The sequence below is a fragment of the Caulobacter sp. GW821-FHT11E11 genome (assembly GCF_058808315.1).
Window position 1 is genome coordinate 109,306 of the sequence record NZ_JBXARO010000001.1, and the last position, 21,469, is coordinate 130,774.

Annotated in this window: 19 protein-coding genes and 1 tRNA gene; 8 read left to right on the forward strand and 12 right to left on the reverse strand. The window is 68.2% G+C overall.

The features are described from left to right. Nucleotides 1–5 precede the first annotated feature (5 nt). A complete protein-coding gene (locus tag AC1RR5_RS00515) occupies nt 6–743 on the forward strand; it encodes a hypothetical protein (protein WP_492919149.1) in 738 nt (245 codons plus the stop codon). 19 nt (nt 744–762) lie between these two features. Beyond that, on the forward strand, nt 763–2,373 hold the full coding sequence (locus AC1RR5_RS00520; protein WP_492919150.1) for a cisplatin damage response ATP-dependent DNA ligase: 1,611 nt from the start codon (nt 763–765) through the stop codon (nt 2,371–2,373). On the opposite strand, the gene AC1RR5_RS00525 is transcribed toward AC1RR5_RS00520, so the two are convergent. Further along, nucleotides 2,370–3,620: a multidrug effflux MFS transporter gene (locus tag AC1RR5_RS00525; RefSeq protein WP_492919151.1), complete on the reverse strand. Its 1,251-nt coding sequence runs from the start codon at nt 3,618–3,620 to the stop codon at nt 2,370–2,372. The two genes, AC1RR5_RS00520 and AC1RR5_RS00525, sit on opposite strands and share 4 nt — an antisense overlap. 125 nt (nt 3,621–3,745) lie before the next feature. On the opposite strand from AC1RR5_RS00525, the gene AC1RR5_RS00530 reads away from it, so the two are divergent. Next, complete coding sequence (locus AC1RR5_RS00530; protein ID WP_492919152.1) at nt 3,746–4,948, forward strand: MFS transporter; 1,203 nt, start codon at nt 3,746–3,748, stop codon at nt 4,946–4,948. Here the strand turns inward: AC1RR5_RS00530 and AC1RR5_RS00535 are convergent. Next, nucleotides 4,938–6,098: a DegT/DnrJ/EryC1/StrS family aminotransferase gene (locus tag AC1RR5_RS00535; RefSeq protein WP_492919153.1), complete on the reverse strand. Its 1,161-nt coding sequence runs from the start codon at nt 6,096–6,098 to the stop codon at nt 4,938–4,940. The two genes, AC1RR5_RS00530 and AC1RR5_RS00535, sit on opposite strands and share 11 nt — an antisense overlap. A gap of 132 nt (nt 6,099–6,230) precedes the next feature. Between AC1RR5_RS00535 and AC1RR5_RS00540 the strand changes: the two genes are divergently transcribed. After that, nucleotides 6,231–7,223, forward strand: coding sequence for a mechanosensitive ion channel family protein (locus AC1RR5_RS00540; RefSeq protein WP_492919154.1), 993 nt, complete (start codon nt 6,231–6,233; stop codon nt 7,221–7,223). On the opposite strand, the gene AC1RR5_RS00545 is transcribed toward AC1RR5_RS00540, so the two are convergent. The 6 genes from AC1RR5_RS00545 to AC1RR5_RS00570 form a co-directional block, all read right to left on the reverse strand. Further along, on the reverse strand, nt 7,150–8,325 hold the full coding sequence (locus AC1RR5_RS00545) for a trans-sulfuration enzyme family protein (RefSeq protein WP_492919155.1): 1,176 nt from the start codon (nt 8,323–8,325) through the stop codon (nt 7,150–7,152). The genes AC1RR5_RS00540 and AC1RR5_RS00545 overlap by 74 nt on opposite strands. A gap of 10 nt (nt 8,326–8,335) precedes the next feature. After that, a complete protein-coding gene (locus AC1RR5_RS00550) occupies nt 8,336–9,730 on the reverse strand; it encodes a pyridoxal-phosphate dependent enzyme (RefSeq protein ID WP_492919156.1) in 1,395 nt (464 codons plus the stop codon). 69 nt (nt 9,731–9,799) lie between these two features. After that, nucleotides 9,800–10,033 (reverse strand): hypothetical protein, encoded by a 234-nt coding sequence (locus AC1RR5_RS00555; RefSeq protein ID WP_492919157.1) that lies wholly within the window; start codon nt 10,031–10,033, stop codon nt 9,800–9,802. A gap of 140 nt (nt 10,034–10,173) precedes the next feature. Then, nucleotides 10,174–10,827 carry a fructose-6-phosphate aldolase gene (gene fsa / locus AC1RR5_RS00560; protein WP_492919158.1) on the reverse strand — a complete coding sequence of 218 codons (654 nt, stop codon included), beginning with the start codon at nt 10,825–10,827 and terminating at the stop codon, nt 10,174–10,176. 73 nt (nt 10,828–10,900) lie between these two features. Then, on the reverse strand, nt 10,901–11,764 hold the full coding sequence (gene rfbD, locus AC1RR5_RS00565) for a dTDP-4-dehydrorhamnose reductase (protein WP_492919159.1): 864 nt from the start codon (nt 11,762–11,764) through the stop codon (nt 10,901–10,903). Further along, entirely contained in the window at nt 11,761–12,306 is a 546-nt protein-coding gene (locus tag AC1RR5_RS00570; RefSeq protein WP_492919160.1) for a D-glycero-alpha-D-manno-heptose-1,7-bisphosphate 7-phosphatase, read from the reverse strand. The genes rfbD and AC1RR5_RS00570 overlap by 4 nt, the downstream gene beginning before the upstream one ends. Before the next feature lie 97 nt (nt 12,307–12,403). Between AC1RR5_RS00570 and AC1RR5_RS00575 the strand changes: the two genes are divergently transcribed. After that, nucleotides 12,404–13,564 (forward strand): AGE family epimerase/isomerase, encoded by a 1,161-nt coding sequence (locus AC1RR5_RS00575; RefSeq protein ID WP_492919161.1) that lies wholly within the window; start codon nt 12,404–12,406, stop codon nt 13,562–13,564. Here AC1RR5_RS00575 and AC1RR5_RS00580 read toward each other — a convergent pair. Both AC1RR5_RS00580 and AC1RR5_RS00585 read right to left on the reverse strand, forming a co-directional pair. Next, nucleotides 13,548–14,858, reverse strand: a complete 1,311-nt coding sequence (locus AC1RR5_RS00580; protein WP_492919162.1) for a mannose-1-phosphate guanylyltransferase — start codon at nt 14,856–14,858, stop codon at nt 13,548–13,550. The two genes, AC1RR5_RS00575 and AC1RR5_RS00580, sit on opposite strands and share 17 nt — an antisense overlap. Before the next feature lie 72 nt (nt 14,859–14,930). Then, nucleotides 14,931–16,970 carry an NAD(+) synthase gene (locus tag AC1RR5_RS00585; protein WP_492919163.1) on the reverse strand — a complete coding sequence of 680 codons (2,040 nt, stop codon included), beginning with the start codon at nt 16,968–16,970 and terminating at the stop codon, nt 14,931–14,933. A gap of 190 nt (nt 16,971–17,160) precedes the next feature. On the opposite strand from AC1RR5_RS00585, the gene tkt reads away from it, so the two are divergent. Then, nucleotides 17,161–19,122 (forward strand): transketolase, encoded by a 1,962-nt coding sequence (gene tkt, locus AC1RR5_RS00590; protein WP_492919164.1) that lies wholly within the window; start codon nt 17,161–17,163, stop codon nt 19,120–19,122. Nucleotides 19,123–19,144: 22 nt separating this feature from the next. Here tkt and AC1RR5_RS00595 read toward each other — a convergent pair whose 3' ends face one another. Further along, the gene (locus AC1RR5_RS00595; protein ID WP_492919165.1) at nt 19,145–20,353 is read right to left on the reverse strand and encodes a carbohydrate porin; all 1,209 of its coding nucleotides are present in this window, start codon (nt 20,351–20,353) and stop codon (nt 19,145–19,147) included. A 229-nt stretch (nt 20,354–20,582) separates the two neighbouring features. Beyond that, nucleotides 20,583–20,658: transfer RNA gene (locus AC1RR5_RS00600), tRNA-Ala, on the reverse strand. Nucleotides 20,659–20,770: 112 nt separating this feature from the next. On the opposite strand from AC1RR5_RS00600, the gene AC1RR5_RS00605 reads away from it, so the two are divergent. Then, nucleotides 20,771–21,085, forward strand: a complete 315-nt coding sequence (locus AC1RR5_RS00605) for a YggT family protein (RefSeq protein ID WP_492919166.1) — start codon at nt 20,771–20,773, stop codon at nt 21,083–21,085. After that, nucleotides 21,078–21,362, forward strand: a complete 285-nt coding sequence (locus AC1RR5_RS00610; protein ID WP_492919167.1) for a DUF167 family protein — start codon at nt 21,078–21,080, stop codon at nt 21,360–21,362. Before AC1RR5_RS00605 ends, AC1RR5_RS00610 begins: the two co-directional genes overlap by 8 nt. The last annotated feature ends 107 nt before the right edge of the window (nt 21,363–21,469 follow it).

The window sequence follows — 21,469 nt, forward strand, 5'->3', positions numbered from 1 at the left end:
GCGACATGGCCAGGCCCCAGGATCGCTTGAAGAGAGATCGTCAGAAGCTGGACGCGGACAAGGTCGTCGAGACGCTCGACAGCCTGTACGCCCGCGTGGCCGCGCGCTTTCCGGCCTCGGGTCTGGCGGCGGTCTGCGGCCGGCTCGCCGACACGGCGCACCTGACGGCGGATCGCGCCCACCGGATTTCCCGGCCTTATCTTTTCCTGCGCCTGCTGGTGGCCCTGATCGTGCTGGGCGGCATCGCGCTGGAAGCCGCGCTGGTCTGGCGGCTCGACTGGAGCGCGGTCATCCGCGCCAAGGAAGGCTTCGGCCTGGCCCAGGGCCTGGAGTCGGCGGCCAACCTCGCTTTGCTGTCAGGCGCGGCCGCCTGGTTCCTGGCCTCGCTGGAGCGGCGCTGGAAGCAGCAGCGGGTCCAGAAGGCCCTGCACGAGCTGCGCTCGTTCTGCCACGTCATCGACATGCACCAGCTGACCAAGGACCCCACCGTCCTGCTGGGCCCCAGGACCGCCGTCTCGCCCAAGCGCGAGATGACCAACTTCCAGCTGTCGCGCTACCTGGACTACTGCGCCGAGATGCTGGCCCTGACCGCCAAGCTGGCGGCCCTCTATGCCGGCGAGAGCGATGACCCGGTGATCGTCTCGGCCGTCAACGACATCGAGACCCTGGCTTCGGACCTGGGCCGCAAGATCTGGCAGAAGATCATGATCCTGGGCCAGCTGGACGAAGCTCGGGCGAGCTAAAACGAAGCGGCTGCGTTCCATGTCCATGCGCGCCTTCGCCCACCTGCTCGACCGGCTGTCCCTGACCAGCTCGCGCAACGCCAAGCTGACCCTGATCGCCGACCATCTGCGCCAGACGCCGGACCCGGATCGCGGCTACGCCCTGGCGGCTTTGACGGGAGCACTGTCGTTCAACGCCGCCAAGCCGGCCTTCATCCGCAAGGCGGTCGAGGCGCGGATGGACGCTCAGCTGTTCGCCTGGTCCTACGACTATGTCGGCGACCTGGCCGAGACCGTCGCCTTGGTCTGGCCGGCCAAGCCCGGCGCCAACCGGCCGCCGGAACTGTCCGAAGTCATCGAGGCCTTGCACTCGGCCTCACGCGCCGAGGTGCAGCGGCTGATCGAAGGCTGGCTGGACGCGCTGGACCCCGACGGCCGCTGGGCGCTGCTCAAGCTGATGACCGGCGGCCTGCGGGTCGGTGTGTCCTCGCGCCTGGCCAAGCAGGCCTGCGCCAATTTCGGCGGCGTCGAGATTGGCGAGATCGAGGAGGTCTGGCATGCGATGGAGCCGCCCTATGGCGACCTCTTCGCTTGGCTTGAAGGCCGCTCCGAACGCCCCTCGCCCGACGCGCCGGGACGCTTCCGGCCGGTGATGCTGGCCCAGCCGATCGATGAGGATGTCGACTTCGCCAAGCTGGATCCGGCGACCTATGTCGCGGAGTGGAAGTGGGACGGCATCCGCGTCCAGGCGGTCTCCGAACGCGGCGAGCGGCGGCTCTACACCCGCACCGGCGACGACATCTCGGCGGCCTTCCCCGACGTGGTCGAGGCCCTGGATTTCGAAGGTGCGATCGACGGCGAGCTGCTGGTGCTGCGCGACGGCGCCCTGGCCCCGTTCGGCGACCTGCAGCAGCGGCTGAACCGCAAGACCGTCGACGGCAAGCAGCTGGCGACCTTCCCGGCCGGCATCCGCGCCTACGACCTGATGATGGACGGCGAGGAGGACGTTCGCGGCCTGCCCTTCGTCGAGCGTCGCGCGCGGCTGGAGGCGTTCGTGGCGCGGCTGACGACGCCGCGCATCGACCTGTCGCCGCTGCAGCCCTTCGCGACCTGGGAGGAACTGGCCGCCCTGCGCCTGGACCCGCCCGAAGGCGACGCGCGCCTCTCCGAAGGCCTGATGCTGAAGCGCCGCGACAGCGTCTACGAGCCGGGCAGGCCCAAGGGTCCGTGGTTCAAGTGGAAGCGCGACCCGCACCTGATCGACGCGGTGCTGATGTACGCCCAGCGCGGTCACGGCAAGCGATCCAGCTTCTATTCCGACTACACGTTCGGCGTCTGGCGTGAGGATGAGCTGGGCCAACGGACGCTGACCCCCGTCGGCAAGGCCTATTTCGGCTTCACCGACGAGGAGCTGAAGCTGATCGACAAGTTCGTCCGCGACAACACGATCGAACGCTTTGGCCCCGTCCGCTCGGTGCGTGCCGACCTTGAGCACGGCCTGGTGTTCGAGGTCGCCTTCGAGGGCCTGCAGCGCTCGACGCGGCACAAGTCAGGCGTAGCCATGCGTTTCCCACGCATCAACCGCATCCGCTGGGACAAGCCTTCGCGGGAAGCCGACGAGCTCAAAACCCTGGAGGCGATGCTCGACTAGTGCGCGGCCACCGGGGCTGGAGCCGAGGCGCCGGCCTGGAACAGCTTGCCCTTCTCGGTCGCCAGCACCACCAGGAACCCCGCCAAGCCGAAACCCACGAAGCCGATCGTCAGCGGCACGGTGGTGCCGTCATAGAGCTGGCCGATCAGGAAGCCGAACAGCGCCCCGCCCACCGTGGTGATGAAGCCCTGGATCGAAGCCGCGGCGCCCGCCACGTGGCCCAGCGGCTCCATGGCGATGGCCCCGAAGTTGGACATCACCAGGCCGAAGCAGAACATCATGGCGGCCTGCATCAGGGCGAAGCTCACCAGGGTCTCGTGACCGGTGATGGCGATCGCGGCATGCAGCGCGGCGACCACGATGAAGCCGATCAGCGCCCAGTGCGAGACCTTGCGCATGCCCAACCTGTCGACGATCCGCGCGTTCAGTAGCGACGAGACCGCCATGGTCCCGGCGATGCCGGCGAAGATCAGCGGGAAGATGTCGCCGGCGTGCAGCACCTCGGCGAAGACCTGCTGGGCCGAGTTCAGGAACCCGAACAGGCCGGCCAGCACCAGCGTCGCGGCCAGGGTGTAGCCCATGGCGATGCGGTCGGTCAGGGCGGTCTTGAAGGCCGAGCTGACACCCTTGACCGAGATCGGGATGCGGTCTTCCGGATGCTGGGTCTCGGGCAGCTTGATCGCCGCCCAGGCCATGACGACCAGGCCAAAGATCGACAGGATGCCGAAGATCCAGCGCCACGAGGCGACCATCATCACCGCCATGCCCAGCGACGGGGCGATGATCGGCGTGGCCAGGAAGACGATGAAGGCCAGCGACATCACCCGCGCCATCTGGCGGCCGGCATAGCAGTCGCGGACGATCGACACCGACAGCACCCGCGTCGAGGCCGCGCCCAGGCCGGTCAGGAACCGCGCGGCCAGCAGCATCTCGAACGAGGTCGAGAAGGCGCAGAGGGCGGCGAAGATCGTGTACAGCGTCAGCCCGACCATCAGGACCGGCTTGCGGCCGTAGCGGTCGGCCAGCGAGCCGTAGGCCAGCTGGGCGACGCCGAAGCCGAGCAGATAGGCGGTGATCACCCACTGGCGGGCGTTGGGGTCATGCACGCCCAGCGCCTCGCCGATGTGCGGCAGGGCGGGCAGCATGGAGTCGATGGCCAGCGCGTTGGTCGCCATCATCGCCGCGATCAGCGCGACGAACTGGCCAAAGCCCATGCCGGGATGCGGCGACGGCTTGGTGTCGGACATGGAGTTTCTCGCGCTCTGGACGCCCCAGACACGAGACGCGTACGCGGGCCATATAGGGCCAGTGCGACAACCCGCCAACCTCAGGGTGATCGCATCTGGGTCGGAAAGGCCTATATAGCCGCCCCATGACCCACAGTACCCCGCCCGGTGCGTTGAACCGAGGCTTGACCCTGGCCATGGCCGCCGCCACCGGCATCGCCGTCGCCAACATCTATTACAGCCAGCCGACCCTGGGCCTGATGCTGCGCGACATGCCCGGCGGCGCGACGGCCCTGATCCCGACCGCGACCCAGGCCGGCTATGCGGCGGGCCTGTTCCTGCTGGTGCCGCTGGGCGACCTGATCGAGCGGCGCAAGCTGATCGCCTTCCAGTTCCTGGCCCTGGCCATCGCCCTGATCGCCACCGCCCTGGCCCCGACGCCGGGCCTGATGATCGTCAGCTCGCTGCTGCTGGGCGCAGCCGCGACCGTGGCCCAGCAGATCGTGCCGTTCGCCGCCCACCTGGCCTCGCCCGAGAAGCGCGGCGCGACCGTGGGAACGGTGATGGCCGGCCTGCTGTGCGGCATCCTGCTCTCCCGGACCCTGGCCGGCTTCGTCGCGGCCCATGCCGGCTGGCGGGCGATCTTCTGGCTGGCCGCGCCGGTGGCCCTGGCGGCCGGCGGCTGGATGTACGCCAAGCTGCCGCGCAGCCACCCGCAGGGCGGCCTGTCCTATGTCACCCTGATGATCTCGCTGGGCCGGCTGTGGAGCGAGTTCGGCTCGCTGCGCCTGGCCGTGGCGACCCAGGCCCTGCTGTTCGCGACCTTCACCTCGTTCTGGACCATCCTGGCCCTGCACCTGCAGAGCTACCGCCTGGGCTCGGACATCGCCGGCCTGTTCGGGGTGATCGGGGCCGTCGGCATCCTGGCCGCGCCCCTGGCCGGCCGCATCGCCGACAAGCGCGGCCCGCGCCCGATCATCGCCGCCGGCGCGGCCCTGGCGCTCGTGTCGTGGCTGATCCTGGGCTTCTGGCCGGGCGTGCCGGGCCTGGTCGTCGGGGTGATCCTGCTGGACTTCGCGATCCAGAGCGTCCTCGTCTCCAACCAGCACATCGTCTACGCCCTGAAGCCCGAGGCGCGCGCCCGGCTGAACACCGTCTTCATGGGCGGCATGTTCGTGGGCGGCGCGGCCGGCTCGGCCGTCGCGGTGATGCTGTGGAAGTCGACCGGCTGGACCGGCGTCTGCGCCATGGGCGTGGCGCTGACCGCCGCGGCGACGGCGCTGCAGGCGGTGAACCTGCTTCGTCGCCGGGCCCAAAAAATCCGTTTAGAGAAGCCGCCTAGCCGTTGAAGGCGCGGATCGCGTCGATGATCTTCTGCTGGTCGGCCTCGCCCAGATAGGGGTGCATCGGCAGGGCCAGCACCGTCTCTGCCTTGGCCTCGGTCACCGGCAGGCCGCCTTCGCCGCGCGGGAAGTGGGCGTAGGGCGTCTGCACGTGCATCGGGACAGGGTAATAGACCGCCGTCGGAATGCCTTGCGTCTTCAAGTGCGCGGCCAGGCCGTCGCGATTGTCGTGCTCGATCACGTACTGCGCCCAGACCGAGACGCCGCCGTCGATCACAGCCGGGGTCGAGATCACCGAGCCCTTCAGGCCCTCGGCGTAGCGGTTGGCCACGACCTGACGCAGGTCGATCTCTTCCTGGAAGATCGCCAGCTTCTCGAGCAGGATCGCGGCCTGGATGGTGTCGAGGCGCGAATTGATGCCGATGCGGGTGTTCAGATATTTCGGGTCGTGGTCGAAGGTCTTGCCTTCCAGGTCCGGACCAACCGCCTTGCCGTGGACGCGGTAGCTGTCCATCAGATCCCACAGCGTCTGGTCATTGGTCAGCACCGCCCCGCCGTCGCCGTAGCAGCCCAGCGGCTTGGCCGGGAAGAAGCTGGTGGTCGCCACGTCGGCCCAATGCAGCGGGTGGTAGCCGTTGAGCGTGCAGCCGAAACCCTGGGCGCTGTCGGAGATCAGCTTCAGGCCTTCGCGGTCGCAGATGGCCTTGATGGCCGGATAGTCGGCGGGCTGGCCGAACAGGTCGACGGCGATCACCACCTTGGGGGTCAGGCGGCCCTCGGCTTTCACGGCGGCGATGGCCGTGTCCAGCTTGGCGGGGTCGAGATTGTAGGTCTCCGGCAGCACGTCGACGAACACCGGCGTCGCGTCGACCCACGGCACCACTTCCGGCGTCGCGGCGAAGGTGAAGGACGGGCAGAACACCGCGTCGCCCCGGCCCACGCCCCAGGCCATCAGCGGCAGGGCGATGGCGTCGGTGCCGTTGGCGCAGGACAAGGCCAGCTTGGCCTGGCCGAACGCAGCGAGCTTGGCTTCGAACTCGCGGACCTGCGGACCCATGACATAGGCGCCGCTGTCCAGCACCTTGGCGATGGCGGCGTCGATCTTGTCGCGGATCCGGCGCTGCTGCGCGGCGAGGTCGATGAAGGGCATGCTCATGGCGCGGCCTTTATGCGCGGTTCATGACGATTTCGAGCCAATTGATGTAACCGACTGTTTCCCGCCACAAGCGGAACCGTCAGCTCATCCTGTCGTTGACCGATCAGCGCGGGGGCGCCTATCGAGACCCTTATGCAGACCAAACCCACCCTCGTACCGGCGGATGCGTCCCTGCCGTCGCTCGCCAACGTCAAGGCCGACGAGACCATGCTCGGACACTTCCTGGACTGGCTGGGCAAGCTGGCGGTGAACCTGGTGGTCGCCGCCCTGATCCTGCTCCTGACCTTCTGGGTTGCGGGCTGGCTGTCCAATGTCGCCAAGCGGGGCCTGGGCCGCGTGCACCGCAAGAATCCGGACCCGACCCTGGAGAGCTTCCTGTCGTCACTGGTGCGCTATGCCGTCGTGGCCGTGGGCCTGGTGGCGGTGCTTCAGCAGCTGGGCGTGCAGGCCACCTCGATCATCGCGGTCCTGGGCGCGGCCTCGCTGGCCATTGGTCTGGCGTTGCAAGGCGCCCTGTCGAACGTGGCGGCCGGGGTGATGATCCTGCTGTTCCGCCCCTATCGCGTCGGCGACGTGATCGAGACCTCGACCCGCAACGGCACGGTGAAGTCACTGGACCTGCTGTTCACCGAGATCGCCACCCCCGACAACGTCAAGGTCATGATCCCCAACAGCAAGGTGTTCGGCGACGTGATCCTGAACTACTCGACCCACCGCAGCCGACGGGCCGACGTGCTTTTCAAGGTTCCGCTGAAGACCGATCTGGTGATGGTCCTCAAGCGCCTGCGCGAGCGGGCCGAGAGCGACCCGCGCATCCGCAAGGATCCGGCGGTGATGATCGAGGTCGTCGACCTGTCGGAAGCCTTCGCTCAGGCCGCGATCCGTGTCTGGACGGCGTCGGCCGACTTCGGTCCGGTCAAGACCGACCTGATGCTGGCCGCCCATCTGCTGGCCGAGGACCCGGCCCGCACCGACCTGCCGCCGCCGCGTCCGACCAAGGCCAAGGACCCCTCGCCCGTCATGCCGGGCGAGGGCGAGCACCATCACCTGCTCAGCCTGATAAAGCCGCGTCGAGGTCGGAAATCAGGTCCCGGCAAGACTCAATCCCCACCGAAAGCCGAATAAGGCCGTCGGAAATGCCCAGCGCCGCGCGCTGATCGGCCGGGATCGAGGCGTGGGTCATGATCGCCGGATGCTCGATCAGGCTTTCGACCCCGCCCAGGCTCTCGGCGAGCGTGAACAGGCGCGTGCGCTCAAGCATCTTGCGGGCCGGCGCCAGGCCGCCCTTCACGTCGGCCGAGATGATGCCGCCAAAGCCGCCGGTCATCTGGCGTTTGGCCAGGTCGTGCTGCGGGTGGCTTTCCAGGCCGGGATAGATCACCCGCTCGATGGCGGGGTGCTTCTCCAGCCATTGGGCAATCTCGAGCGCGCTGTCGCACGCGCGCTGCATGCGCAGGGCCAGGGTCTTCACGCCGCGCAGGGCCAGGAAGCTGTCGAACGGCCCAAGGACCGAACCGATGGCGTTCTGCAGGAACTTCATCTGGTCGGCCAGGGCGGCGTTGTCGCCGACCACCGCCACGCCCGCCACCACGTCGGAGTGGCCGTTCAGGTACTTGGTCGCCGAGTGCATGACGACGTCGAAGCCCAGCTCCAGCGGTCGCTGGATGTAGGGGCTGGCGAAGGTGTTGTCGGCGACCGTGATCAAGCCGCGCTTTTTCGCGAGCGCGGCGATGGCCGCCAGGTCCGCCAGTCGCAGCATCGGATTGGTCGGGGTCTCGACCCAGATCATCCTCGTCGCCGGGGTGATCGCCGCCTCGACGGCCGCCAGATCGGCCATGTCAACGAAGCTGAACGTCAGGCCGGCAGAGCGCTTGCGCACCTTCTCGAACAGCCGGAACGAGCCGCCATAGAGATCGTCGCTGGCGATCACGTGCGCGCCGCTGTCCAGCGTCTCCAGGATGGTCGAGGCGGCCGCCAGGCCCGAGGCGAAGGCGAAGCCCGCCGTGCCGCTCTCAAGGTCGGCGATGCTGCGCTCGAAAGCGAAGCGGGTCGGGTTGTGGCTGCGGCTGTACTCGAAGCCCTTGTGCTCGCCAGGGCTGGTCTGGGCGTAGGTCGAGGTCGCGTAGATCGGGACCATCACCGCGCCCGTGGTCGGGTCGGGATACTGGCCGCCGTGAATGGTCCGCGTGGCGAAGTCCAGGCGGTTCTTGCCGGGGATGTCGGTCATGCAGGGTCCTTCAGGCGCTCATACGCAGGTGATTGATCAGATCGACCCGGGTGATGACACCCAGAAATTCTTCACCGTCGACCACCAGGGCGACCTCGTCGCGATCGAAGACGTCGGGCAGGTCGTCGACCGACTGATGGGCCTGCAGGGTGTTGACGGCCCGGGTCATGGCCGCGCCGACCAGGGTCTTGAAGCGCGGGGCCTCGTCACCGGCCTCGACCGCGGCCAGCACGTCGCTCTCGTCGAGGATGCCGACCAGCTTGCCATGGTCGACGACCGGCAGCTGGCTGATGTCGCTGGAGCGCATGCGGTTGTAGGCGGTCAGCAGGGTGTCGTCGGGGCCGATGGCGATGACGCCGCCGTCGGCGTAGCGCTTGGCGATCAGGTCGCGCAGGTCGCCGTGCAGCTCGCGGCCGTCGAAGCCGTGGGCCGCCAGCCAGAAGTCGTTGAACATCTTGGTCAGGTACTTCGACCCCGTGTCGCAGACGAGCGTCACGACCCGCTTGGGCTCGGTCTGCTCGCGGCAGTATTTCAGCGCCGCCGCCAGCAGGCAGCCCGAGGACGAGCCGGCCAGGATGCCTTCCTTCTTCAGCAGCAGGCGGGCGGTGTCGACGCTCTCGCGGTCGCTGATCGAATAGGCCTGGGAGACCAGGTCCATCTGAGCGTTGTCGGGGATGAAGTCCTCGCCGATGCCCTCGACGATCCAGCTGCCGGCCTCGCCGAAGGTCCCGGTCTCGACATAGTCGCGCAGGATCGAGCCCTCAGGGTCGGCTAGAACCATCTTGGTCTTAGGAGAGTGAGCCTTCATGTAGCGGCCGACGCCGGTCAGGGTGCCGCCCGAGCCGACGCCGACGACGATGGCGTCGATGTCGCCGTCCATTTGGGTCAGCAGCTCCGGCGCAGTCGTGGTCTCGTGGGCCAGCGGATTGGCCGGGTTCTCGAACTGGTTGGCGTACAGCGCGCCGGGGATCGACTGGGCCAGGCTCTGAGCCATGTCCTGGTAGTATTCCGGATGGCCCTTGCCGACGTCGCTGCGGGTCAGGCGCACGTCCACGCCCATGGCCCGCAGGTGCAGGATCTTCTCCCGCGCCATCTTGTCGGGGACGATCAGGATCAGCTTGTAGCCCTTGAGGCTGGCCACCTGGGCCAGGCCCAGACCCGTATTGCCGGCCGTGGCCTCGATGATCGTCCCGCCGGGCTTCAGCCGGCCGTCGGCTTCCGCCGCCTCGATCATCGAGCGGGCGACGCGATCCTTGATCGAGCCGCCGGGGTTCTGGTTCTCGAGCTTGAGGAAGAGGCGGCACAGGCCGGTGTCGAGGTTCTTGACCTCCATCATCGGCGTGCGGCCGATCAGGTCGAGAGCCGAGCCGGCCATGCTGGGAAGGCCAGATTTAGGGTCGTTCATGGCGCAGCTCCGCTGCAGGGTGAAACGATTTTCCCCTAGATAGGTGCTGTTTGGGAAAGAAGGAAAGCCCTACGCCGCCCCGGCCGTTCCGCGCTGGTTCAGCCACTCGGCGGCGAACTTGCGGCTGAGGCAGACGTCCTCGAACACCACCTTGCGCAGCTGGCCCAGAAGCTCGGGCGTGTCGTGGACGATGACGAACGGAAAACCGTTGGCCGACAGGAAGCCGTGCAGGAATCGCGAGAAGCGGTCGGCCTCTTCGGGGCCGGCCAGGCGGACTTCTGTCTCAGCGGTCGTCAAAGCCATGGATGTGGCCCTCTGTGGACGGACCAAGCTTTAACGCACGAACTCGCATTTGCGAACCAGCTTCGCCAATGCGAAATAAACTGTGATCACTTGTTCGCCTCCCGAGCGAGCGCCTGGCCCGCCCGAGAGCGCAAAATTCCTTACAGGATGGACTGGCCCGTCGAAGCCCAGTCCTTCAGGAACTGTTCCAGACCCTTGTCGGTCAGCGGGTGCTTGTAGAGCTCGGCGAACACCGCCGGCGGGATGGTGACGACGTCGGCGCCGATGATCGCGGCTTCCTTGACGTGGGCGGCGTTGCGCACCGAGGCGGCCAGGATCTCGGTTTCGTAGCCGTAGTTGTCGTAGATCGCGCGGATGTCGCGGATCAGGTCCATGCCATCGAAGCCGTAGTCGTCCAGGCGGCCGATGAACGGCGAGATGTAGGTCGCGCCGGCCTTGGCGGCCAGCAGGGCCTGGGTCGGCGAGAAGCACAGGGTGACGTTGGTCTTGATCTCTTCGTCGGCGAAGGCGGCGCAGGCGATCAGGCCGTCGCGGGTCAGCGGCAGCTTCACCACCACGTTCGGAGCGATCGCGGCCAGCTTCTTGCCTTCGGCGATCATGGCGTCGGCCGTGGTGGCGGCGACTTCGGCGCTGATCGGGCCGGGGACGATGTCACAGATCTCGGCGATCACTTCCAGCATCGGGCGGCCCGACTTGGCGATCAGGGTCGGGTTGGTGGTGACGCCGTCGATCAGGCCGGTCGCGTTCAGGTCGGCGATGACCTTGGTGTCGGTGCTGTCGAGGAAGATCTGCATGGTCGCTCGCGCCTGCTGGTTATGTTTGGAGTTGCGCCGGTTTAGCCCGAGCGGCGGCGTCACGCCAGACTCGTCATACCAGTCGATCTGCGGTCCGCTCCACGGCCACGCGCCAGGGCTCGGGCGTGAAACCGAACACCATCTGCAGCTTGCCGGTGTCGAGCGGCGTGCGCGGCGGGCGTGGGGCGGGCTCGGCGAAGGCGGCCTGGGTGGTAGGCTCGACGCGGGCACGGCTGTTTGGATCGCGATCGATCGCGGCCTTGGCGAAGCCGAAGCGGCTAGTTTCGCCGGCATTGGCGAAGTGGAACAGGCCAAAGACCGGATCACCGGCCGGCGCGGCGGCCCAGCGCGGCGCGGTCGCGACCAGAAAGTCGGCCAGGGCCTCGCCGTCGGTCGGCGTGCCGAACTGGTCGGCCACCACCTTCAGCACCTCGCGCTCGCGGGCCAGCTTCAGCATGAAGCTCACATAGTTGCGGCCGTAGCGGGAGAAGACCCACGAGATGCGCAGCACCGTCGTACGGGGATGGGCCAGCACCGCCTGCTCGCCGGCCAGCTTTGAGCGGCCGTAGACGTTGATCGGCTTGGCCTCGTCGGTCTCGACATAGGGACGACCGGTCAGGCCGTCGAACACCGCGTCGGTCGACAGATGCACGAACGGCAGACCGCGCTCGGCGCTGGCGGCGGCCATCGCGCCCGGCGCCGTGGCGTTGACCGCGAAGGCCTCGTCGGGCCGCGCCTCAGCGGGATCGACGTGGGTGAAGGCGGCGGTGTTCAGGACGAGGTCGCAGTCGGCGGCCAGGATCGCGGCGCGAATGGCCTCGGGGTTCTCGAGATCGCAGTCGGCGCGCGACAGGGCGATGAGCTCGACACGATCCCGCGCTGCGGCCTGGACCGCCGTGGCGACCTGGCCGGTCTGGCCGAACTGCAGGATCTTCATTTCAGCGCCGGAACCCGATCGCCCAGCACCTGGCCGACGAAGGTGCGCAGGTTGCCACCCTTGAACAGGTAACCCGGCATGCCCGCCCGGTTGCCCGCTTCCACGTCGATGTGGCGATCGCCGATGATCACGGCCTCTTCCGGCGCCAGGTTCCAGTCGGCCAGGCCGCGCAGGACCATGCCGGGATTGGGCTTGCGATCGGGATGGTCGGCGACGCGAAAGGCGTCGACGACGGCCGCCTCGTGGAAAGGCGAGTGGTAGAAGGCGTCGATACGCCCGCCCAGCTCGGCCAGCTGGTCCTGCATGGCGCCGTGGAACCGGTCCATCTGCGCCTCGTCGAAATAGCCCCGGCCGATGCCCGACTGGTTGGTGACCACCAGGACCTTCAGCCCCGCCTGGGTCATCGCCGCCACCGCCTCGCGGGCGCCGTCGATCCAGTTCAGCTTGGCAGGATCGAACACATAGCCGTGGTCGATGTTCAGCACGCCGTCCCGATCGAGGAAGACGGCCTTCAGGGGAGGAAGCGCGGCAGCGTCGGTCATGGCCTGAGCACTACCCCGAGTAGCGCCAAATCGCCAAGGCTCCGTCTTGGCCTGGACACACGATCCGCACTAGAAAGAGCCGCTTCTGGAGCCTTCGATGACCAACGCCTTCGCCGACGCCGCCCGCCTGCGCGACCGCCTCAAGACCTGGGCGACCGAGGCGGCCTATCCGCTGTGGTGGGAAACCGGCGCCGATCACGTGAAGGGCGGCTTCTTCGAGAAGCTGGACCTGGAGGGCGCGCCCGTCGACGGCCCGCGTCGCGGCCGGGTGCTGCCGCGCCAGATCTACTCGTTCGCCATCGCCGGCGACCTGGGCTGGACCGGTCCGTGGCGGACGGCGGTCGAGCATGGCCTGTCGTTCTATCTCTCGCACTATCGCCGCACTGACGGCCTGTTCCGCACCCTGATCGGCCCCAGCGGCGAGAGCCTGGACGAGACCGCCGACCTCTACGACCAGGCCTTCGCCATGTTCGCCCTGGCGGCGGTGGCCAAGACGCTGCCGGCCCGCGCGGAAGAGGCCAAGGCCATCGCGACGGCCGTGCGTGAAAAGCTGATCGCCGAGCGCAAGCATCCGGTGGCCGGCTTCCACCAGTCCAACCCGCCGACCGCGCCGCTGCAGTCCAACCCGCACATGCACCTGTTCGAGGCCATGCTGGCCTGGACCGAGGTCGACGGCGACCCGGCCTGGCGCGCTTTGGCCGACGAGATCGCCGAGCTGGCGCTGGCCAAGTTCATTCAGCCCGAGAGCGGCCAGCTGCGCGAGTTCTTCGACCTCGACTGGAACGCCGCGCCGGGCGTCGAGGGCCGGATCTGCGAGCCGGGCCACCAGTTCGAATGGGGCTGGCTGCTGCTGCGCTGGGGCAAGCTGGCCGGACGCCCGGATGCCACGGCCGCCGCCCTGCGGATGATCGACGACGCGGAAACCCAAGGCGTCGACCTGGCGCGCGGCGTGGCGATCAACGCCCTGCTGGACGACTTCTCGATCCACGACAACGGCGCCCGCCTGTGGCCGCAGACCGAGCGGATCAAGGCCGCCGTCCTGGCCGCCGAAGTCACCGGCGACGCCAAGTACTGGGGCATGGCCGCCGCCGGCGCCGAGGGGCTGCTGACCTATCTGCGCACCCCGGTTCCGGGCCTGTGGCGCGACAAGTACCAGCCCGACGAGACCTTTGTGGACGAGCCGGCGCCGGCCAGCTCGTTCTACCACATCGTCTTGTCGATCCTGGAGATGGACCGAGCGCTCAGCGCGGCCGGGTGACCAGCAGCGTGGCCGCGCCGATGGCCCGCGCCCGGGTCTCGGCCTCCAGCGGGATGATCGCGCCGGCGGCGTAGACGTCGCCGTCCATCTCCAGCACGCCTTCCAGCAGCTGCACGGTCGAGACCGGCAGGACCACCGTCTCGCCGGCCGGGGCGCGGCGCAACTCGACGTCGAAGCCGTCGGTGCTGACCAGGGTCTCGGTCCCGTTGGGCGAAGCGCTCTTGCGCGAGGCGATCGAGCGGCCCTTGGCCTTCAGCCCATCGACCAGGACCTTCACGGCCTGGCTGTCCTTGCGGTGACAGACCAGCACCGCGTCCGGCTCGGCGATGACCACGATGTCGCTGACGCCGATCACGCCGACATAGGGGCCGGTGGTGCGGACCAGAACGTTCGAGGCTTGGTGCAGGTCGACGTCGCCATCACTGGCGTTGCCGGCATGGTCGCGGTCCGAAGCCTCCCAGATCGCGTCCCAGGCCCCCAGGTCTGACCAGGCGAACGACGCCGGGGCCACGGCCGCCTTGGTCGTCCGCTCCATCACCGCGTAGTCGAGGCTGATCTTGGCCGCGCCGGCGAAGGCCTCGCGGTCCAGGCGGCCGATCCCGGCCTCAAGCTCCAGCTTGGCGACGCAGGCCTTGGCGGCCTCGGCGACCGAAGGCTCGAACGCCTCGAACTCGCCCAGCAGCGTGCTGGCCTTGAAGGCGAAATTGCCGCTGTTCCAGAGATAGCCTTCCAGCAGATAGCGCTCCGCGGTCTCGCGGTCGGGCTTCTCGACGAAGGCGGCGACCTCGCGCACCGAGCCGTCCAGCAGCGGCGCGCCGGGACGGATGTAGCCGAAGCCCGTGGCCGGCACTGTGGGTTGCACCCCGAAAGTGACGATCAGGTCGTGTTCGGCGGCCTTGGCGGCAATGACGGCGGCCTCGCCGAACATCGCGGGATCGGCCACGTGGTGGTCGGCGGCCAGCATCAGCACCACGCCCTCGGCGTCCAGGCCCTGGACATAGGCGGCGGCCGCGGCCACGGCCGGGGCGCTGTCACGGGCCTCGGGTTCGACCAGGATGGTGACCCAGGTGTCGATCTCGGCGGTCTGCTCGGCGACGAAGCCGACCATGGCCTCGCCGGTGACCACGACGATCTCGGCGACGCCCGGCAGGTCACGCACCCGCAGCACCGTTTCCTGGAACGACGAGCGGTCGCCGACCAGTTTCAGGAATTGCTTGGGCTGGTCGCTACGCGACGCGGGCCACAGACGCGTGCCCGAACCGCCGCACAGGATAACCGGATAGATCGCGGCCAAGAGTAACCTCAGACTGACAAGCACCCCTGCTTGGCCGTGGGGATATCGTGAAGCGCGCCCGTCGCGAAGGCTTTATTGACCGGGAACGTTCGCGTTCAGCTCCGCCAGCCAGGCGTCGGGCTTGGCGTCCGACGGCATCCGCCAGTCGCCGCGCGGCGACAGCGCCCCGCCCGACGAGATCTTGGGCCCGTTCGGCACGGCCGAGCGCTTGAACTGGTTGGCGAAGAACCGCTTCAGGAACAGCTCCAGCCACTTCCTGATCTCGGCCAGGTCGTAGGCGCGCCGGCCGCTGTCGGGCAGGCCCACCGGCCAGCCGCCCTGATCCGCGTCATGCCAGGCGCTCCAGGCCAGGAAGGCGATCTTGGACGGCGCCATGCCGTAGCGGGTCATGTAAAAGAGGTTGAAGTCCTGCAGGGCGTAGGGGCCGACGAAGCTCTCGGTGGCCTGGGTCTGCTCGCCCGGCACCAGCTCCGGCGAGATCTCGGTGGCCAGGATGTCCTCCAGCAGCGCCGTCGTGGCCGCATCGACATCGCCGGAATGGGCCACGAAGCGGATCAGGTGCTGGATCAGCGTCTTAGGCGCCCCGCAATTGGGGTTGTAATGGCTCATGTGGTCGCCGACGCCGTAGGTGCACCAGCCCAGCGCCAGTTCCGACAGGTCGCCGGTGCCGACGACCAGCGCGGCGTTGTGGTTGGCCAGGCGGAACAGGTAGTCGGTGCGCAGGCCCGCCTGCACGTTCTCGAAGGTCACGTCATAGACCGGCTCGCCACGCCCGAACGGGTGGTCCAGATCCTTCAGCATCTGGGTCGCGGCCGGACGGATGTCGAGTTCGGCGGCGGTGACGCCGATCGCCCGCATCAGCGCCCAGGCATTGTTCTTCGTATGATCCGAGGTGGCGAAACCCGGTAGGGTGTAGGCCAGGATATCGGTCCGCGGCAGGCCCAGCTGATCGACCGCCTTGGCCGCCACCAGCAGCGCCTGGGTCGAGTCGAGGCCGCCCGAGATACCGATCACCAGCTTCTTTAGACCCGACGCTTCAAGGCGCCGGGCCAGGCCCTGAACCTGGATGTTGTAGGCCTCGTAGCAGTTCTCGCGCAGCTTGGCGGGGTCCGAGGGCGTGAACGGGAAGCGCTCGATCGGACGGACCAGGGCGAGATCGCCGGCGGGCGCTTCGAAGCTGAACGGCACGGCGCGGAACGGGACCTTGGCCGGGTTCAGCGCCATGGCGTCGCCGAAGCTGCCGACCCGCATGCGCTCCTGGCGGATCCGCTCGACGTCGATGTCGGCATAGGTCCAGGCCAGGCCGGTCGAGAAGCGCGGGCTCTCGGCCAGCAGCGCGCCCATCTCGTGGATGTCGACATGGCCGTCCCAGGCGAGATCCGTCGAACTCTCGCCCGCCCCGGCCGCCGAATAGACATAGGCCGCGATCATCCGCGACGACTGGCTGGCGCACAGCAGGCGGCGGGTCTCGGACTTGCCGATGGTGATGTTGCTGGCCGACAGGTTCAGCAGGATCTCTGCGCCGGCCATCGCCTGGGCGGTGCTGGGCGGGGTCGGCGTCCAGACGTCCTCGCAGATCTCGATGCCGACGGTGAACGGCGTCGGCGCATCGGCGCGCAGCAGCACGTCGGTCCCGAACGGCACGCTCTGGCCGGCCAGAGTCAGGGTCTTGCCAGTGACGCCCGCGCCAGGCGTGAACCAGCGGCGCTCATAGAATTCGCGGTAGTTGGGCAGGAAGCTCTTGGGCACGACGCCCAGCACCTGGCCGCCCTGGATCGCCACGGCGGTGTTGTAGAGCCGGCCGCCGTCGCGCAGCGGCGCTCCGACCACGATCAGCGGCGCCAGCTTGCGGGTCTCCTGCGCCAGGGTCGCGATCGCCGCCTCGACGGCGTCCATCAAGACCTCCTGCTGCAGCAGGTCGTCGATCGTGTAGCCGGTCAGGCCCAGCTCCGGGAACACGATCACCGCCACGCCAGCGTCATGCGCCTCGCGGGCCAGGGCCAGGACGCTCGCGGCGTTCACGGCCGGATCGGCCAGCTTCACCTTAGGAACGGCGGTGGCCACACGGACGAAGCCGTGGCGGTAGGGCGAGAAGAACGACGGACTACCCAAGGAACCGGCCTTTCAGGGTTATGCTTAAACTGAGCATAAGTCTGCATCCAGCTATAACGTCACCGGACGATGTTGCATAGCGTCCTCAGCATGTCGCCAGAAGTCCGCCGCTTGGGTTGACCCCCGGGGCCTCCCATGCGAGTGCGCCCCTCGCGCAGCCCCGCAAAACATAGAAAAGACGGAAGCCCACATGCCCGTTTCGCCCATCAAGATGGCCGACGCGATCCGCGTCCTTTCCATGGACGCCGTGCACAAGGCCAAGTCCGGCCACCAAGGCATGCCCATGGGCATGGCCGATGTGGCGACCGTCCTGTGGGGCAAGTTCCTGAAGTTCGACGCGTCGCAGCCCAACTGGCACGACCGCGACCGCTTCGTGCTGTCGGCGGGCCACGGCTCGATGCTGCTCTATTCCCTGCTCCACCTGACCGGCTTCAAGGCCGTGACGATGAAGGAGATCGAGAACTTCCGTCAGTGGGGCTCGCTGACCCCCGGCCACCCGGAAGTCCACCACACCCCCGGCGTCGAGACCACCACGGGTCCGCTGGGCCAGGGCCTGGCCACGGCCGTCGGCATGGCGATGGCGGAAGCCCATCTGGCCGGCCGCTTCGGCTCTGACCTGGTCGACCACCGCACCTGGGTGATCGCTGGCGACGGCTGCCTGATGGAAGGCGTCAGCCATGAGGCGATCAGCATCGCCGGCCGCCTGAAGCTCGCCAAGCTGACGGTGCTGTTTGACGACAACAACACCACCATCGACGGCGAGGCCACGATCTCGGAAACCGGCGACCAGGTCGCCCGCTTCAAGGCCGCCGGCTGGGCCGTGAAGGTCGTCGACGGCCACGACCACGGCAAGATCGCCGCAGCCCTGCGCTGGGCCACCAAGCAGGACCGCCCGACCATGATCGCGTGCAAGACGCTGATTTCGAAGGGCGCGGGTCCGAAAGAAGGCGACCCCCACAGCCACGGCTACACCCTGTTCGACGACCAGATCCGCGACGCCCGCGTCGCCATGGGCTGGGACGCCGAGCCGTTCACCGTGCCGGGCGACATCGCCACGGCCTGGAAGAGCGTCGGCCGTCGCGGCGCCAAGGTCCGCAAGGCCTGGGAAACCAAGCTGGCCGCTTCGATCAACGCCAGCGAGTTCAAGCGCGCCATGGCGGGTGAACTGCCGGCCAGCGCCTTCGAAGCCCTGGACGCCCACATCGCCAAGGCGGTCGAGACCAAGCCGGTCAACGCCACCCGCGTCCACTCGGGCTCGGCCCTGGACCAGCTGATCCCGGCCATCCCGGAAATGATCGGCGGCTCGGCCGACCTGACCGGCTCGAACAACACCCTGGTCAAGGGCATGGGCGCGTTCGACGCGCCGGAGTACACCGGCCGCTACGTCCACTACGGCGTGCGCGAGTTCGGCATGGCCGCGGCCATGAACGGCATGTCGCTGCACGGCGGCGTGATCCCGTATTCGGGCACCTTCCTGGCCTTCGCCGACTACAGCCGCGCGGCGATCCGCCTGGGCGCGCTGATGGAAGCCCGCGTCATCCACGTGATGACCCACGACTCCATCGGCCTGGGCGAAGACGGCCCGACCCACCAGCCGGTGGAACAGGTCGCCAGCTTGCGCGCCATCCCCAACCTGCTGGTGTTTCGTCCGGCCGATGCGGTGGAAGCCGCCGAGTGCTGGAAGGTCGCCCTGCAAAGCGCCCGCACCCCGTCGGTCATGACCCTGTCGCGCCAGAAGACCCCGCACGTGCGCACCGCCGGCGGCGATCTGTCGGCCAAGGGCGCCTACGAGCTGCTGGCGGCCGAGGGTGGTGAAGCGGCCGTGACGATCTTCGCCTCGGGCACCGAGGTCGGCGTCGCCGTCGCCGCCCGCGACATCCTGCAGGCCAAGGGCAAGCCGACCCGCGTCGTCTCGACCCCTTGCTGGGAACTGTTCGACAAGCAGGACGCCGCCTATCAGGCTTCGGTCATCGGCAATGCGCCGGTGCGCGTGGCCGTCGAAGCCGGCATCAAGATGGGCTGGGAGCGCTTCATTGGCGAGAACGGCAAGTTCGTCGGCATGAAGAGCTTCGGCGCCTCGGCCCCGTTCGAGCGCCTCTACAAGGAATTCGGCATCACCGCCGAAGCCGTGGCGGAAGCCGCCTCGGCCTAAGATCCGGAGCGGGTGGAGTTCCTTAGAACTCCACCCCCACCCGCAGGATCGCCACCAGGGCGTGACCGACGCCGCCGTCGGCGCCCGGGTCCTTCACATATTGCAGGTCGGGCTGGATCGTCACCGGGCCTATCTTGTCCGAATAGGTCACCTCGATCGCGCTCTCGGCGTGCTGGAGGCGCTGACCCGCGTCGAAGGCGTTGTCGCGGAACTTGCTCGACAGATAGGCCTGGTTGACGCCCACCGAGAAGGCGCTGTCGGGGCGGCTCTCGAACACATGCTCGACCAGCACGCCGGCCTGCCAGCCGCCCTTGAAGGCGGTGGTGTCGCCGTCCGAGACGCCCAGGCGCGCGAAGGCGGTGGTCTTGCGGACCGCGTCGTCGCCTTCGCCGGTCAATTGGCGTTCCAGCAGCACATAGGCGCCCTGGGCGGTGCGATGGACCGGATCGCCGGCGGGCGTGACGCTGCGGATGTCGTCCTGCTTGTCGCTATAGCGCCAGGTCCCGACGGCCACCTTGCCGCGGCCCTGCCAGCCGGCCTCGCCGATCACCAGGACGCCATTGTCGAACGAGGTGTGGACGCCGCCCGGATCGCCCAGCACGCCGGCATTGGCGTTCAGAACGGCCGCTTGGGCGTAGACATGCTCGTTGGGCGTCCAGCGGGCACGGACGGCTAGAGCGGTAGACGGGAAGATCGACGGCCCGTTGGGACCCGTGGCCGCCAGCTCCGAGCCGATGCCGAAGGCTGGCGCGATCAGCAGGCCGGCGCTGTCGTTGGAATAGAACTCGCTGTTGAGGTCATACAGGCCGACACGGATCGAACCCTTGTCGCCGAAGCCCTGCTCGACCCAGGCCTCGAACAGGCGGGCGCGCTGGCGGCTGACCTCGATATTGTCGACGCCCTGCAGCGTGCCGGCGTCCTCATTGGGCATGGCGCCGCTGTTGTTCAGCAGCAGGGCGTGGGCGGTCGCGCCCTTCCAGCCAAAGGCCTTGTCCAGGTCGAGATCGGCGGAGATCTGGAAGTCGTCCAGCACCCGGCCGCGCTTGGCCAGGCCGCCGCTGACCGTGCCGGTCACATCGGCCGTATAGCCGCCACCCAGGGTCAGGGCAGAGCCTTCTTCGGCGAAAGCCGCATCGGCCGCCAGCAGCGCCGCGGCGATGACGAAGGATCCGGCCGCCAGGCGATAGGCGATCCGGCTGGATTTAGCCCCGGTGATCTTGGATTGGCGCATTCTAGCCCCCGCTGGCCCGACATTCGATCGGACGAGGGGGCAACCTCACGCAGGGCGAGGCGCCATCCGGTAAACCTGGGCTGTGGCGAGTCGTCGCAGACCCCACGCCGAGATGGGGATTTCAGTCCCCTGCGGCGAGATGACGCTGACGCACGCGGAAAGGGCATGAACGTGCAAGGCCAAGCTCGCGCCCGGCGAAGCGTTCATTTGCACATGTCGGGAAGGTCCTTGGTGGAGCCGAGGGGAATCGAACCCCTGACCTCCTCATTGCGAACGAGGCGCTCTACCATCTGAGCTACGGCCCCAAGGAGCGGCGGAGATACGGCCCTTGGACGCGCTCGTCAAGCGGGGTTCTCACCGCGCCTTGCCAGCAACCTCCAGGCGCGGCAAGAAGCTCAAGCGTCCGGACGGAAACCCATGGCTCCCATCATCAATCTCGTCTTCTTCATCCTCAATGCGCTGCTGGACCTGCTGTGGTGGGCCATCATCATCTCGGCGGTGCTGAGCTGGCTGTTCGCGTTCGACGTGATCAACCGCCGCAACCAGTTCGTCTACAATGTCGCCAGCTTCCTGGATCGCGTCACGGACCCGATTCTAGCGCCTTTCCGCCGGATCATCCCGTCGATCGGCGGCGTCGACGTCAGCCCGATCGTCGTGCTGCTGCTGCTGCGCGGCCTGCAGATCTTCATCCTGCCGGCGCTTCAGAACACCCTGCTGAACGTTCTTGGCTGAGGTTCTGGCCGTTCGCCTCACGCCCCGTGGCGGCCGCGATGCGGTCGACGGCTGGGCCAGCGACGCGGACGGCCGGCCCTATCTGAAGGTCCGCGTGGCCAGCCCGCCGGTCGACGGCGCAGCCAACGCGGCCCTGCTGGCCTTCCTGGCCAAGACCCTGAAGATCCCGCGCTCGGCGGTGCGGATCGCCGCCGGCGACACGGCCCGGCTCAAGCGCCTGGAGCTGGACGGCGTCACCCCTGACGACCTGGCCAAGGCGTTCGGCGCGCGGCCCTAAGCTGCGCCACAAAGGGCAAATCCTTGCCGATACGGCGCCACGCAGGCCCGATCGCGCACGATCTTGCCCAAACTGAATTTTGGTCCAAGCCATTGACTAGGCGGCGT